17 protein-coding genes and 1 tRNA gene are annotated in these 13128 nt (G+C 68.2%); 5 read left to right on the forward strand and 13 right to left on the reverse strand.

What is annotated here, in order from left to right:
* Positions 1 to 39 precede the first annotated feature (39 nt).
* Together FKV24_RS14295 and FKV24_RS14300 are read right to left on the reverse strand one after the other, a co-directional pair.
* Positions 40 to 447, reverse strand: a complete 408-nt coding sequence (locus FKV24_RS14295) for a hypothetical protein (RefSeq protein ID WP_141482864.1) — start codon at positions 445 to 447, stop codon at positions 40 to 42.
* Between the two features lie 381 nt (positions 448 to 828).
* Positions 829 to 1242 carry a hypothetical protein gene (locus FKV24_RS14300; protein ID WP_141482865.1) on the reverse strand — a complete coding sequence of 138 codons (414 nt, stop codon included), beginning with the start codon at positions 1240 to 1242 and terminating at the stop codon, positions 829 to 831.
* A 307-nt stretch (positions 1243 to 1549) separates the two neighbouring features.
* Here FKV24_RS14300 and FKV24_RS14305 point away from each other — a divergent pair, with 307 nt between their 5' ends.
* The 3 genes from FKV24_RS14305 to FKV24_RS14315 are packed head-to-tail and all read left to right on the forward strand — an operon-like array spanning position 1550 to position 2637.
* Positions 1550 to 1834, forward strand: coding sequence for a CD225/dispanin family protein (locus FKV24_RS14305; RefSeq protein WP_141482866.1), 285 nt, complete (start codon positions 1550 to 1552; stop codon positions 1832 to 1834).
* Between the two features lie 55 nt (positions 1835 to 1889).
* A complete protein-coding gene (locus FKV24_RS14310) occupies positions 1890 to 2327 on the forward strand; it encodes a DUF2752 domain-containing protein (RefSeq protein ID WP_141482867.1) in 438 nt (145 codons plus the stop codon).
* Between the two features lie 25 nt (positions 2328 to 2352).
* Positions 2353 to 2637 carry a CD225/dispanin family protein gene (locus tag FKV24_RS14315; protein WP_141482868.1) on the forward strand — a complete coding sequence of 95 codons (285 nt, stop codon included), beginning with the start codon at positions 2353 to 2355 and terminating at the stop codon, positions 2635 to 2637.
* Between the two features lie 107 nt (positions 2638 to 2744).
* Here FKV24_RS14315 and FKV24_RS14320 read toward each other — a convergent pair whose 3' ends face one another.
* From FKV24_RS14320 to FKV24_RS14345, 6 genes are all read right to left on the reverse strand, one after another.
* Positions 2745 to 3656 (reverse strand): hypothetical protein, encoded by a 912-nt coding sequence (locus tag FKV24_RS14320; RefSeq protein ID WP_141482869.1) that lies wholly within the window; start codon positions 3654 to 3656, stop codon positions 2745 to 2747.
* Between the two features lie 165 nt (positions 3657 to 3821).
* The gene (gene nudC, locus FKV24_RS14325; protein WP_141482870.1) at positions 3822 to 4781 is read right to left on the reverse strand and encodes an NAD(+) diphosphatase; all 960 of its coding nucleotides are present in this window, start codon (positions 4779 to 4781) and stop codon (positions 3822 to 3824) included.
* Positions 4782 to 4850: 69 nt separating this feature from the next.
* Positions 4851 to 5240 carry an iron-sulfur cluster insertion protein ErpA gene (gene erpA / locus FKV24_RS14330; RefSeq protein ID WP_111267530.1) on the reverse strand — a complete coding sequence of 130 codons (390 nt, stop codon included), beginning with the start codon at positions 5238 to 5240 and terminating at the stop codon, positions 4851 to 4853.
* A 48-nt stretch (positions 5241 to 5288) separates the two neighbouring features.
* Positions 5289 to 6089 (reverse strand): DUF6776 family protein, encoded by an 801-nt coding sequence (locus tag FKV24_RS14335; RefSeq protein ID WP_223250177.1) that lies wholly within the window; start codon positions 6087 to 6089, stop codon positions 5289 to 5291.
* A gap of 103 nt (positions 6090 to 6192) precedes the next feature.
* Positions 6193 to 6621, reverse strand: coding sequence for a bactofilin family protein (locus tag FKV24_RS14340; RefSeq protein ID WP_111267531.1), 429 nt, complete (start codon positions 6619 to 6621; stop codon positions 6193 to 6195).
* Positions 6622 to 6623: 2 nt separating this feature from the next.
* Complete coding sequence (locus tag FKV24_RS14345) at positions 6624 to 7424, reverse strand: DUF6776 family protein (protein WP_223250178.1); 801 nt, start codon at positions 7422 to 7424, stop codon at positions 6624 to 6626.
* Positions 7425 to 7524: 100 nt separating this feature from the next.
* On the opposite strand from FKV24_RS14345, the gene FKV24_RS14350 reads away from it, so the two are divergent.
* Positions 7525 to 8100 (forward strand): DUF4126 domain-containing protein, encoded by a 576-nt coding sequence (locus FKV24_RS14350; protein WP_111267532.1) that lies wholly within the window; start codon positions 7525 to 7527, stop codon positions 8098 to 8100.
* 486 nt (positions 8101 to 8586) lie between these two features.
* Here FKV24_RS14350 and bfr read toward each other — a convergent pair whose 3' ends face one another.
* From bfr to FKV24_RS14365, 3 genes are all read right to left on the reverse strand, one after another.
* Positions 8587 to 9057 carry a bacterioferritin gene (gene bfr, locus FKV24_RS14355; RefSeq protein ID WP_111267533.1) on the reverse strand — a complete coding sequence of 157 codons (471 nt, stop codon included), beginning with the start codon at positions 9055 to 9057 and terminating at the stop codon, positions 8587 to 8589.
* Between the two features lie 147 nt (positions 9058 to 9204).
* Positions 9205 to 9408, reverse strand: coding sequence for a (2Fe-2S)-binding protein (locus tag FKV24_RS14360; protein ID WP_111267534.1), 204 nt, complete (start codon positions 9406 to 9408; stop codon positions 9205 to 9207).
* A gap of 110 nt (positions 9409 to 9518) precedes the next feature.
* A complete protein-coding gene (locus FKV24_RS14365) occupies positions 9519 to 10142 on the reverse strand; it encodes an RNA pyrophosphohydrolase (protein ID WP_141482871.1) in 624 nt (207 codons plus the stop codon).
* 144 nt (positions 10143 to 10286) lie between these two features.
* On the opposite strand from FKV24_RS14365, the gene FKV24_RS14370 reads away from it, so the two are divergent.
* Positions 10287 to 10363, forward strand: a tRNA-Met gene (locus FKV24_RS14370).
* A gap of 250 nt (positions 10364 to 10613) precedes the next feature.
* Here FKV24_RS14370 and FKV24_RS14375 read toward each other — a convergent pair.
* Positions 10614 to 11585 carry a TauD/TfdA family dioxygenase gene (locus tag FKV24_RS14375; RefSeq protein ID WP_141482872.1) on the reverse strand — a complete coding sequence of 324 codons (972 nt, stop codon included), beginning with the start codon at positions 11583 to 11585 and terminating at the stop codon, positions 10614 to 10616.
* On the reverse strand, positions 11575 to 13128 hold a 1554-nt coding region (locus FKV24_RS14380), incomplete at its 5' end, for a thioesterase domain-containing protein (protein ID WP_141482873.1). The genes FKV24_RS14375 and FKV24_RS14380, both read right to left, overlap by 11 nt.

Consider the following 13128-nt stretch of genomic DNA (forward strand, 5'->3'; position numbering starts at 1 on the left):
CGCGCCCTGCGTGGCGACGCCGCCTGAGGCCGGCGGGGACTACTCCCGCGGCACGATCAGGCCGCCGCAATCGGTGTAGCAGCGGTCGTAGTCGGTGCTGCAGCTGAATCCCGAAGCGAAGACATAGCTGCAGTCGCGAGCGTTCTCGCGACACTTTTTCTTTGCCTTGTCGTCACCGGCGCCGGTCAGACACTGAGTCAGCCGATTGTTCTCGCTCATCTGGCAGGTATTGCGCTCCATCGCCGTGGTCTGCGCCTTGCCCGCCTCGCAGGTCTGCTTGGCGGTCGCGCAGGTGGCGATGCATTGGCGTCCGGCGTCGCTGCCCGGCGGCAGGTAGTCGTAGCTCACGCAGCCGGCCGCCAACAGGCACGGCACTGCGACCGCCGCGATCCAAAGCGTCCGCACCGCCTGCCGGCGCCCGCTCTTCAAGCCCTCTTTCTTCGTCATCGTGGTTCCTCTATCGATCTGCCGGGCCATCGCCGCGATGGAGACCGCCCCCTGACTGCGGGCCGGATACCGTACCCGACCCTCAAGGAATTACCCAACGGATCGAACCTGCCACTCCCTACGTCGATATCGCCGGCAATGGAGGAACCATTTACAGGATATTCACCCAAAGCGTCGCCGGCGCGACTGCGCAACATGCGCGAAACCCTTGTTTCCCAGGACTTTCCTGACGCATCTGCGCAGTTTCGCGACGTTGCTTGAGCGAGCGGAACCCCGAGCCGGATGTAAATCAATACTCATCGGATACCAATATTCATTTCTCCATCCGGATACTGATCGGAACCGATGCGCATCAGGATCATCCGATGTCACCGGCGATGCTCAGCGCCGGCGCGGCACGACCAGGCCGCCGCAGTCCTGGTAGCAACGATCGAAGTCCGGGCGACAGTCCAACCCGACGGGGGGATACGGCACGCTGCAGTCGCGCGCCTGCAGACGGCAGGCTCCCTTCTCGTCGTCGTCCTCGGCATCGGCCAGGCATTCGCTCAACAGGTAGTCCGACCCCGCCTGGCAATCGCTGCGCGCGATCGCCTCCGCCTCGGCCTTGCCGGCCTCGCAGACCTGCTTGGCATGGGTACAGATCGCGGCGCACTCGCGGCCGGCATCGCTGACCGGCGGTAGATAGTCGTAGGTCGTGCATGCCGCCAGCGGCAGGCACGGCAACAGGATCGCCGCCAGTCGGAGCGCCGCCGTCCGCATGCGGGACCGGGGCGCCGAAACACGGGGTTGTTCCATCGGATCGTTCGTCCATCGGTAGGCGACGGCAGCGCCGCCGTCGCTAGACAGGCCGGAGCCAGCCTCCGGTCCCAGCTACCGAAACGACGAGGAACGGCCCCACCCCAACCCGAAGCAGCGGCTGGCGCGCACGGCGCTTGGCGCCGGTTCAGCGATCGCGGCCCGTCCCCCGGACCTGCGAGGCGGCCGTCGCGGCATCACGGATTTCGCCGGTCGCTGCTAGGATATCGGCGGGGAGCGGGCCGCGATCGGCCGCACGTTTCTGCAACATCACCAACACACCGAATCCATTGAAGGGGAGCCCTGCGTGAGCACACCACCACCCGTCGTCAACGCCAACGTCCCGAACCACCTGGTCTGGGCGATCCTGAGCACGCTGTTCTGCTGTCTGCCGGCCGGCATCGTATCGATCGTGTTCGCCGCCCAGGTCAACGGCAAGGTCGCCGCCGGCGACATCGCCGGTGCCCAGGAGTCCTCGGACAAGGCCAAGACCTGGGCCTGGGTCTCGTTCGGCCTCGGCCTGGCCGCGGTCGTGATCTACCTGGCGCTGATGGGCCTGGGCATGATGTCCTCGGGCATGAACAGCTACTGATCCGGGCCGACGCGGACGGCGCCGACCGCGCCGTTCGCGTCCTCGATGCATGTCGATGAGCACCACCGACGCCCCGGCCGCCAGCCACTCGCGCCTGTTGCAGGCCCTGCCGACGGTCGTCCTGGCGATCGGCGCGGTCGTGGCCATCGCGGTGCTGACCCACGTCGACCCCAATGCCACCGACAGTCCGCTGCCGGGCTGCCCGCTGACCTGGCTGACCGGGTTGCTGTGCCCGGGCTGCGGCAGCACCCGCGCCCTCCACGCCCTGATCCACGGCGACATCGACCACGCGATGGCGATGAACCCGTTGATGGTGCTGGCGCTGCCGGCGCTGGCGCTGATGGCGCTCAACGCCGCCGGTTGGCGGCCGCGGCCGCTGCAGCGGCTGTGGCCGGTGCTGGCGGCACCCAAGCTCTGGCTGATACTGCTGCTGGGTTACTGGATCGCCCGCAACCTGCCGTGGTGGCCGTTCACCTGGCTGGCCCCGGGCTGACGCCCATCCCTCTGGAGAAGTTCCGATGAACGCCCCGCACGGCGAATACGTCCCCAACAACCTGGTCTGGGCGATCCTGACCACCCTGTTCTGCTGCCTGCCGCTGGGGATCGTGTCGATCGTCTACGCCGCCAAGGTCGATGGCCTGCGCGCGGCCGGCAACATCCAGGCCGCGCGTGCCGCCTCGGCCAGCGCGCGCAACTGGGCGCTCGCCTCGGCCTTTGCCGCGCCGATCCTGATCGCGCTGTGGGTCGTGTTCGCCGGCGGCATGGCGATGCTCAGCACGATGTTCGGCGCCGGGAACTACTGAGGCGGGGGAACGAGCCCGGCTGCGACGGCATCACCGGCCGGGCCGGGACATCGCGACTTACGCTGCGCCTACGGGGCGTTCCCGCAGGCGCTGCTGCGGGCGCCGGCTCAGTTGACGTAACCGGCGATCACGAACAGCGCCAGCACCGCCAGCCACGCCAGCAGCACCCGCCAGACCAGACTCATCGCATCGCGCAGCTCGGGCAGTTCGCCCAGGGCGACGGCCGCCTCGCCCTCGCCGGCCTCCGGGCCGTCGGCATAGTCCCCGGCCTCCTCGCTCAGCTCGGCGCGCACGCTGGCGCGTCCGATCGCGCTCAGGAACCCGGTATCCAGCCGGAACGAGGCGCCGCCATTGTCGCGCCAGGCCGCGAGCACGGTGTCGAAGTTGCCGACGATCGCCAGCGCCAGCGTCATCAGCTGGGCGACCGGCCACTCCAGCGCCGACAACAGGGTGCGCGCACCCAGCACGGTGTCGTGCGGCAGGATCCGCGCCAACGGGCCGTAGGCGGCCAGTTCGGTCAGCCGGTACAGCAGCGCCCCGAACGGTCCGAACACCAGGAACCAGAACAGCACCCCGAACCAGCGCCTCAACGCGTTGCGGAACACCGCATCGACCAGCGCGGCGCCGTCCAGCGACACCGCCTCCGGTTCCGACCACAGGGACATCGCCGCGGCGCGGCGCGAAGCCGTATCGGGCGCGTTGAGGACCGCCTCGACGTCGATGTCGAGATCGCGCGGCCCCCAGGCGTAGAACAGCACGGCGATGCCCAGCACCAGGCTGGCCAGCCCGAACATGGTGCCTTCCAGCGCGAACTGGAACAGCGCCAGCAACAGCAGCGGCGGCGCCAGCGCCAGCACGATGCCCCAGCGGCCGTGCCACGGGCTGCCTTCCTCGAAGCGGCCGTCCAGCCAGCGCAGCCAGTCGCCGTACCAGCCGTAGGCCCGCACGCTGGCGGCCAGCGATGGCACCAGGTGTCCCAGCACGAGCGCGACGACGGTGGCGATCAAGGTGGTGGACATGCGGCGGCGGTGCTCCGGCGGCGAGGTGCGGACGACTTTCGGGACGGCGATGCCGGCGGCACCGCGTGATCCGATTCTAGCCTGCGCGATGTGATTGGTTCATCTTGCGCCGCCGGCGGTGCCGGCCACCGTCCGTAACCGCGACCGGTATCGCGTCTGGCGGGGTCAGGACGCGGCGGCCATGCGCTCGGCCAGCCACTGCTCGAGCAGCCACTGCTCGAGCAGCCAGCGCGAGATCGACAGCGACGGCGACAACCGCAGCGCCGCCTTGCTGTCGTCCCCGGCCTGCTCGCGCCGGCGCGCATCGGCGATGCTGTCGACATCGAACCAGCGCACGTCCTCGAGCTCGTCGCTGGGACGCGGTTCGCCGGCGATCGCGTCGGCGAAGAAGCCCAGCATCAGGGTGCCCGGGAACGGCCACGGCTGGGATGCGCGATAGTGGCAGCGGGCGATGGCCAGGCCGGTCTCCTCCTCGACCTCGCGCGCGACCGCCTGTTCCAGCGACTCGCCCGGCTCGACGAAGCCGGCAATCACCGAGTAGCGGCCCGCCGGCCAGCCGGCCTGGCGCCCCAACAGCAGGCGTTCGCCATCGCTGACGGCGACGATCACCGCCGGATCGGTGCGCGGGTAGTGTTCGATCCCGCAGCCGCCGCAGCGGCGCAGCCAGCCGCCGCGCTCGACCCGGTTGTGCGCCCCGCAGGCGCCGCAATGGCGGTGGCGCTGGTGCCAGTGCTGCATGGCGCGGGCCTGGGCGAAGGCGGCCGCCTCCTGCATCGGCCACGCGGCCGCGGCCGAGCGCACGTCCAGCGTGCCCGGCGCGGTGTATGCGGCCAGTTCGGCATCCAGCGAGAACCAGGCCTGGCCGTCGGCGGCCAGGCCCAGGAAGGTGGCCATGCCGCTGCCGCCGGCGCCGCCACTGAGCTCGACGCCACGCGGCGCGGCCGGCAGGCCGTGCTCGTCGACCAGGGCACGGCCCTCGGCATCGAGCAGCAACACCCGGGCGTCGGCCCATAGCGCATCCAGCGCGGCATCGTCCGTGCGCAGGCGGTCGGCGCGGTCGAGCGTGGCCGCGGGCAGCTCGCCCGGCCCGGTCGGCACGAAGGCGAACGGTTGCGTCGCGCTCATGCCGGCAGTCCCGCGCAGCCCGGGCGGGAGGGGGCGGAAGCGATCATCGCGCGATGCCGGGACGGCGGCTCAGGCCGAGAACGACGAGCCGCAGCCACAGGTGGTCTTGGCGTTCGGATTGCGGATCACGAACTGCGCGCCGTGCAGGCTCTCGGTGTAGTCGACCTCCGCGCCCATCAGGTACTGCAGGCTGAGCGGATCGACCAGCAGGGTCACGCCGTCGGTCTCGACCGCGAGATCGTCCTCGGCCCTGTCCTCGTCGAACTCGAAGCCGTACTGGAAGCCGGAGCAGCCGCCGCCCTGGATGTAGACGCGCAGCTTCAGCGCCGGATTGCCCTCTTCGGCGATCAGCTCGCGGACCTTGGCCGCGGCGGCCGAGGTGAACGTCAGCGGCCGGTCCAGCGACTGGTAGTCCGGCGCGGAGGCGTCGTTGGCGGAGGGCAGCGGGGTGATGTCCATGTGTTCAGGATGGGGGGTGCGGGCACGGCATTCAAGCGTGCGATGAGGTCAGTCTTCGCCGGCCGCGGTGTCCGGCACCGCAATGGCATTGCTTTCGCGGGTCGCGTCGGCCCAGGTGAACGACTGCTCGACCGCGGCACCGGAACGCGGCTGCAGCCGCACCGTGACCCGGACCGGGGTGAAACCGCCGGGCAGGAACACGTCGCCCTCGACCTGCTGGAAGTACTTGAACGAATAGTCCAGGCCCGGCGCCTGCTCGCCCTGGCGCAGGCCGTCCCAGTCCAGGGTCTGGCGACGGCCGTCGCGGGTGCCCTCGATCGCCAGGCTCAGCCGGCCGCTGCTGACCGCGCCGCGGTTGAGGTTCTGGGTCAGGGTGGTGGTGAAGTGCCAGGCGGTGTCGCTCTGCGGTTGCATCCGGATCGCATGCACGCTGAGGCCGCGGCGCTGGCCGGTGGCGCCGACCAGGCGCTCGTAGAAGGCGACGTCCGCACGCAGGCCGGCGATCTCTTCGTCACGCTCGGCCAAGGTGTTCTGCACGTCGCGGTTGGCGTCGCGGCTGATCTGGTCGGAGCGGCCCAGGGTCGTGACCTTCTGCCGCAACTCGTCGACCTCGCTCTGCAGGCGGCTGCGCTGGGCCTCGCTGGCGGCCAACCGGCTGCGGATGTCGTCGGACGCCGGCGACACCACCCGCCACAGGCCCCAGCCACCGAACAGCAACGACAGCAGCACCGCCGCCAGCAGCGCCCAGCGTGCGCGTCGCCAGGACCGCCCCGCCGTCTCGGGGGCGGCCTCGGGCTCGGCGGCTCCGCCACTCGGGGCGGCCTCGTCGGGGCGCGTGGATTCGTCCATCGCCCCCGATATAGGAGTCGCTCACGGCCGCGTCAAGCCAACCGATGGCGGGGTCGGCGGGCGCGGTTCATGCTTCGGGCGCGGCGGCGGCGCCCGGATGCGCTCAGGCGGCTTCGACGAACTCGTTGCGGGCCGCGCCCAGCTGTTCGCCGAGGGTGCTCTCGGCATGCAGGCTGTCGGCATGGATCAGGCGCCCGGTCAGGGTCGAGCCGGCGCACATCTCCACCACCTTGTAGTGGACGTTGCCCTGCACCCGCGCCTTGGCCGCCAGCTCGACCCGTTCGGCCGCGTAGACGTCGCCGGTCAGGGCGCCGTTGAGGATCACCACCGGCGCATGCACCTCGCCTTCGATCGCGCCGCCCTCGGCCAGGGTCAGGGTCGCCTTCTGGCCCTCCTGGGCGACGATCTTGCCGATCACCCGGCCCTCGATGTACAGGCCGCCGCTGAACTCGATGTCGCCGCGGAACACGACCTGCGGGCCGATCAGGGTGTCGACCTGGCCCTCGATGTGGGCGGGTTTGTTCTTGAACATGCTTACGGTTCCCCTTGGATGAGATCGTTGGCGCCGATGGCGCCGGCCACGGCCGTCGCGGCGGTGGCATTGTCGGACTCCCGGCCGCGCCAGGCCAGGGTCTGGTCGACCGAACCGCCCTCCCCGCGCAGACGCACCTTCACCCGCTGCGGGGTAAACCCCTTGGGCAGCATCACGCTGCCGGCGAGCTGCTGGAAGTAGCGGAACGAATACGGCTGCCCGGGCGCGTCCCGACTCTGGTGCAGGGTATCCCAGTCGATCGTGGCCAGCTGGCCCTCGCGCACGCCCTCGATCGCGAACTTCAGCCGCCCCTCGCTGACCGCGCCGCGGTTGAGGTTCTGGGTCAGCACGATCTCGTAGCGCCAGCTGCCGGCCACCTCGCGGGTGAACTGCGAGGAATGCACGTTCAGGCCCTTGCGCGGGGTGGTCGCGCCGACCAGGCGCTCGTAGAACGCCACATCCTCGCGCAGGCCGGCGATCTCCTCCTCGCGTTCGGCGAGGCTGCGCTGGACCTGCTTGTTGGCGGCGCGGGTGATCTGGTCGGACTTCTCCAGGATCTCGGTACGCTGGCGAAGGGTCTCCAGCTCGCTCTGCTGGCGCTTGAGGCGGCCGTGGGCCTGCGACAGCTCGCGGTCGAGCTCGGGCAGGCGCGGCGCGGCCAGTTGCTGGGACCAGCGCCAGGCGATCCCGACCGAGGCCAGCCAGGCGAGCGCCAGCAGCGTCCAGATCAACGGGCGGCGGTCCGGACCCTGCTGGATGATGCGGTAACGCGGCGGCGGTGCTTTCCGGGGTGGCGGGTTCATGCGCTCGCTGGACTGGACTCTGTCGGGCGGACGGCGGCCGTGGCCGGCTCGTCACGCCGCTGACTCTATACTTAACCGTCATTCTAGCGGCGCGACAACGATGACTGATGCGCACCTGTTCGCAATTGGCGTGGTTCTGGCCTGGCTGGCGGGGGTCCGCGCCTATCTGACCGTGTTCGGCGTCGGACTGGCGGGGGCGCTGGGCTGGCTGGACCTGCCCGACGCGCTGCAGGCCACCCAGTCGCCGTGGGTGCTGGGAGTCTCGGGCGCACTGGCCCTGGCCGAGTTCTTCGCCGACAAGATCCCCGGCGTGGATTCGGGCTGGGACCTGCTGCAGACCCTGGCCAGGGTCCCCGCCGGCGCGTTCCTGGCTGCGGCCACGCTGTCCTCGGACGGCGAGCTCGGAGCCGGCGCGATGGCCGCCGGCGCCGGCGTCGCACTGACCAGCCACGCGCTGAAATCGGGCACCCGGATGATGCTCAACACCTCGCCCGAGCCGGTCACCAACTGGACCGCCTCGGTCGGCGAGGACGTCGCGGTGGTTGGCGCGCTGGGCCTGGTGTTCGCCTACCCGTGGCTGACCCTGGGGGTCATATTGACCTTCAGTCTGTGCATCGCGCTGTCGATCTGGTGGGTCTGGCGCAAGCTGTTCCGACGCGCGCCGAAACCGGCCTGACGCGGGCATTTCCGCAGGAGCGACAGCAAACCTGCCTGTACGCGCTCGTTTGCGGCGGGAACCACTTCCGGCCCACCCGCAATTGCGGCCCCCTGCCGGAGACGGCGAGCCTTTGTAGGAGCGGCGTAAGCCGCGATGGTTTCGTGGGAGTGCCCTCGCGGCTTACGCCGCTCCTACTGGGGGAACGATATCCGGCCGCGCCCGGATATCTCCCAAAGTTTGCTGCGCAAACCTTGGGCCCCGCCGTTGCGCCTCCATACCCCCATTCGCGCCGATGGCGCGAATCGCCCCCTGACTCAGGGGGGAACGATATCCGGCTATGCCCGGATATCTCCCAAAGTTTGCTGCGCAAACCTTGGGCCCCGCCGTTGCGCTTCCACACCCCCATTCGCGCCAATGGCGCGAATCGCCCCCTGACTCAGGGGGCTGGGGCAGATCTCCCGGGCGTTGATGGTTGCAGCGCAGGCATGGGGCGAGGCGGCGGCCTCAGCCTTCCATCTTCATCGCGAGGTAGTTCTGCTCGCCGACGCGCTCGATCAGCGCCAGCTGGGTCTCGATCCAGTCGATGTGCTCTTCCTCGGAGTCGAGGATCTCGGCGAACAGGTCGCGACTGACGTAGTCGGACACGCTCTCGCAATGCGCGATCGCCTCGCGCAGCAGCGGCACCGCCTCCAGCTCCAGCGCCAGGTCGCAGTTGAGCAGCTCGCGCGGGTTCTCGCCGATGCGCAGCTTGCCCAGCGCCTGGAAGTTCGGCAGGCCGTCGAGAAACAGGATGCGCTCGGACAGTTTGTCGGCGTGCTTCATCTCGTCGATCGACTCGTGGTACTCGTGATCGGCGAGTTCCTTCAGCCCCCAGTTCTTCAGCATCTTGGCGTGCAGGAAGTACTGGTTGATCGCGGTCAGCTCGTTGTAGAGCGCCTTGTTGAGGAACTCGATGACCTTGGCGTCACCTTTCATGGTCGTGCTCCGTGCGAAATCTATGGCGGCACTCTAGCGCCTGTCGCAAAGGCATGACGGAACGCGAATCGGCCGCAGCCGCATACGCGAATCAGTATCAGGACGGTGGTATCGCGGAAACCGGCGCCGTGGCCGGCCGCAGCGGAATCAGGCGGCGTGGGCCAGCACCGGCAGGGGCAGGTCGCGGACCGGACGGTGGGCCTGCAGCAGTTCCGCGGCCAGGTCCAGGCAGCTGCCGCAGTTGGCGCCGGCGCCGGTCCGCATGGTCAGCTCCGGCACGCTGCCGCAGCCGGCTTCGGCCGCTTCGCGGATGTCGTGATCGGTGACCCCGTTGCAGATGCAGACGTACATGGTGTCGTGGCGTCGGGCTGACGCAGCCGGATTGGCCGCATCTGCATTCCACTACGAATGAGAATGATTGTCAATCTGTCTCGCATCGCCCCGAAAGGACGCCCGCGCGTTCAGCTCGGGCCGCGCTCCTTGTGCCCCTGGCCGAGCGCGGTGTCGCGGCCGGAAGCCTCGCGCGGGCGCTGGCGCGGCCTGCCGCGGCCGCGGCTCCAGCCGTTCACCCTGGGGTCGCCCTCCTTCTGCGGAACCGCCTGGGCGCCGGCGACCTTGCGCGCGAACGGCGCCAGATGGACCAGCGCACGGGCATAGACCCCGCGCTTGAACATCACCACATGCTCGAGCGGATACCAGAAATCGACCCAGCGCCAGTGATCGAACTCGGGCTTGTCGGTCAGATCCAGGCGCAGATCGGACTCCTCGCCCAGCAGCCTCAGCAGGAACCAGACCTGCTTCTGGCCGACGCAGACCAGCCGGTCATGACGGCGGATCGCCCGTTGCGGCAACCGGTAGCGCAGCCAGCCGGGGGTGGCGCCCAGCACCTCGACGTGCTCGGGGCACAGGCCGGTTTCCTCGCGCAGCTCGCGGTACATGGCCTCGATCGGCGTTTCGTCGCTGTTCATCCCGCCCTGCGGGAACTGCCAGCCGTCGCGGCGAACCCGCCGTGCCCAGAACAGGCGGCCATCGGGGCGCATCAGGACGATGCCTACGTTGGGTCTGTAGCCGTCCGGATCGATCACGATGCGGACTCCTAGAATTCACTGACTTGCGTCACTGACCCCGACTCTGCCACGGGCCCGGCGAGGCCACAAGCCGGCGCCCGATGCCGCTACGGACGATTGACAGATGGCCCGCCAACAGGAAGAATTCGCGGTTCACCCCGTGGCTATGTAGCTCAGCCGGTTAGAGCACAGCACTCATAATGCTGGGGTCGGTGGTTCGAGTCCACCCATAGCCACCATATTCCCGAGTGGAATCAAGGTGTTGAAGAGAACCCGCCGGCAGGCGGGTTTTTTGTTGTTTTCGACCGATGCCTCGGAACGGCCGCAAGCAAGCTTGCCACCCTTCCGAAGCCCTGCTCGCGGTACGGGACCAAGGCCAGACCGCATGGTCCTCCCACCAACGTGCTCGCCGCCGGGACATGGCGCCTGCACCGGCACTCGCCGGGCGCGCACCTGCGAATCATCCGCAGGTGCCGCCTCGTGCTCCTATCAGCGGTTGGGGCAGGCCATGCCGGTCAGCACCTTACGAGCGCCGGTATAGGCCTCCCGACCGTGCGTGAACAACATGTTGTCCAGCAGCATCAGGTCATTCTTCTCCCATGGGAAGCGGATCTTGGTCTGCTCGTAGACCTGCCTGATCGTCTCCAGCGCCTCGCCCTCGATCGGCGAACCGTCTCCGTAATAGCTGTTGCGCGGAAGATTGTCCTCGCCGAGCGAGGCGATCAGCGTATCGGCAATGTCCTTCTTCAGATTCGACACATGGAAGAGGTGCGCCTGGTTGAACCAGAGCTTCTCCCCGGTCACCGGGTGCTCGGCGACCGCCGGGTTGACCTGGCGTGTGCGCAGCCCATCGTTCTCAAGCCACTCGAACTCCAAGCCGTTGTCGCTGCAGTACTTTTCGACCTCTTCTCGACTTTCGGTCTGGAACACTTCCGACCAGGGCAGGTCCAGGGTCGAGTAGTTGCGCACGTACATCACGCCCTTCTCCTCGAACTTGCGCCGTAGGTCCTCGGGCAACAGGTCATAGACGGCACGACTGTCGCCGATCGGCGTTGCTCCGCCCGTCTCTGGCGGGATCATGCACAAGAAAGCGATCCGCATCGGCCAGCTGCGCGAGTACGCGTTCTCGTTGTGCTGTGGGATCACTTCGCTGGCCGGATACTCGGTCGCCGTGTAGACATTGCCGCGCAGGGCGGTCCGCGGCGTGGAACGGTATACGTACTCGAGCAGGTCGGAGCCGAACACCGTCGACAGGATCTGTCCGAACTGGGCACTGCCATGGATCTTCAGCCCACGAATCAGAAGAGCGCCGTTGCTGGCTACGATCTCGCTCAACTCCTTCTGACGCTGCTGAACCCATGCCACCGCACTTCCACCATCGCCGCTCGCATCCAGCAGCATTGGCATGCCGCCAACGGATTCCAGATCGGCGACGCCATACTGACGAACTTCAGTGACCATGTTCTTGAACCTCTCCCTTCGTTTCATGGACGCTTGATGTACTGCGCGCACCGCTGCGCAGCCTCCTACTCAATGCCGCCGCCAGCTCGTCCACATGAGGCTGGCGAAGCATAGAACCGTGATTTCCGCCGACGTTGTTGACGCGAACAACGGATGCGGTCCGCTCCCACCCGAGATCCGTCGCCGGATGAGTGTTCTCCTCCGCGCGCACCAGAAACAGTTCTCCATCATAGGGTTCCGGCCTGTAGTGCCGTAACGCATGACTGTTGCGGCGACATATGCGTAGCCGGCGCGCGATCTCCTCGCCGCCGATCCCCGCATCCAGCCTTCCCTGCGCGATGCCGGCACGCATGAAGTCGCGCACCAGCCCGGCTTCATCCTGCCCCACTCTGCCCGACACAGGCGCATAGTGCATGCCCATCTCGGCAGCCATGGCGGCGAGAACGGAGGCATCGTCGATACGATCCCCCTTGCGTTCGACAACGAGATCAGGGTGGAAGCTGTCAAGCAGGATCAGCTGCTCCACGCGCTCGCCCTGCTCCTGCAGCTGCCGGGCCATCTCGAATGCGACCGACCCGCCCATCGACCAACCCAACAGGCGCCAGACGTTCGACCGCACCAGGGGCTTCAGCCGCGACAGATAGTCGGCGGCCATCGACTTGATGTCGTCAGGGCCATCATCGACGGCCTGCACCCCATGGATCGAGCCGGGGTAGTCCAGCTTGGCTGCGAGCTCCGCGTAGCAGTGGGCGTCACCGCCGACCGGGTGGATGAGGATCAATGGAGCCGTGCCATCACCTTCGGCCAACGCCAGCAAACCGGAAGCCGACAGGTCGGATGAGGTCTTGAACGAATCCAGTGGTCGATCGCCTTGATCATCGATCAAGGCGGCCTGCTCGCGAATCGTCTGGCGCCTGAATATCTCCGCGAGCGGCAGCCCGACGCCCATATCGCGCTGGACCCCGGCAACCAGGCGGGCGGCCAACAGCGAGTGACCGCCCAGCTCGAAGAAGCTCGCGGTCGCACTGACGGCCGGCAGCCCGAGCACATTCTTCCAGACCTCGGCCAGAGCGCGTTCAGTCGCCGTCTCCGGATCGATATGAACGACGGGATGGGGCTCCAGCTCAGGCAGCGCGGCACGATCGATCTTGCCATTGGCGGACAACGGCAGGCCGGCCAACAGTTGGATCGATGCGGGAATCATGTACTCAGGCAGACGATCCCTCAACGCACGCATCCAGGTTCCGGTATCGGCCCCGCCATCGCTGCTTGCAACGTAGGAAACCAGGCGCGCGCCCCGCGTACTGTCGGAATGCACGACCGTCAGCGCCGCGTCTACCCCGTCCAGCGTCGCCAGCATTGCATCGATCTCGCCGGTTTCGATGCGGAACCCGCGGATCTTGACCTGATCGTCGTTGCGGCCCAGGTACTCCAGCTGGCCGTCGCTGCGGTAGCGCATGCGGTCGCCGGTCCGGTACAGCCGCTCGCCGGGCCGGTACGGGTTGGCGATGAAACGCTCCGCCGTCAGCTCCGGACGGTCCAG

Origin of the sequence: Marilutibacter maris (assembly GCF_006546735.2) — a bacterium.
In the GTDB taxonomy this organism is placed as follows: domain Bacteria; phylum Pseudomonadota; class Gammaproteobacteria; order Xanthomonadales; family Xanthomonadaceae; genus Marilutibacter; species Marilutibacter maris.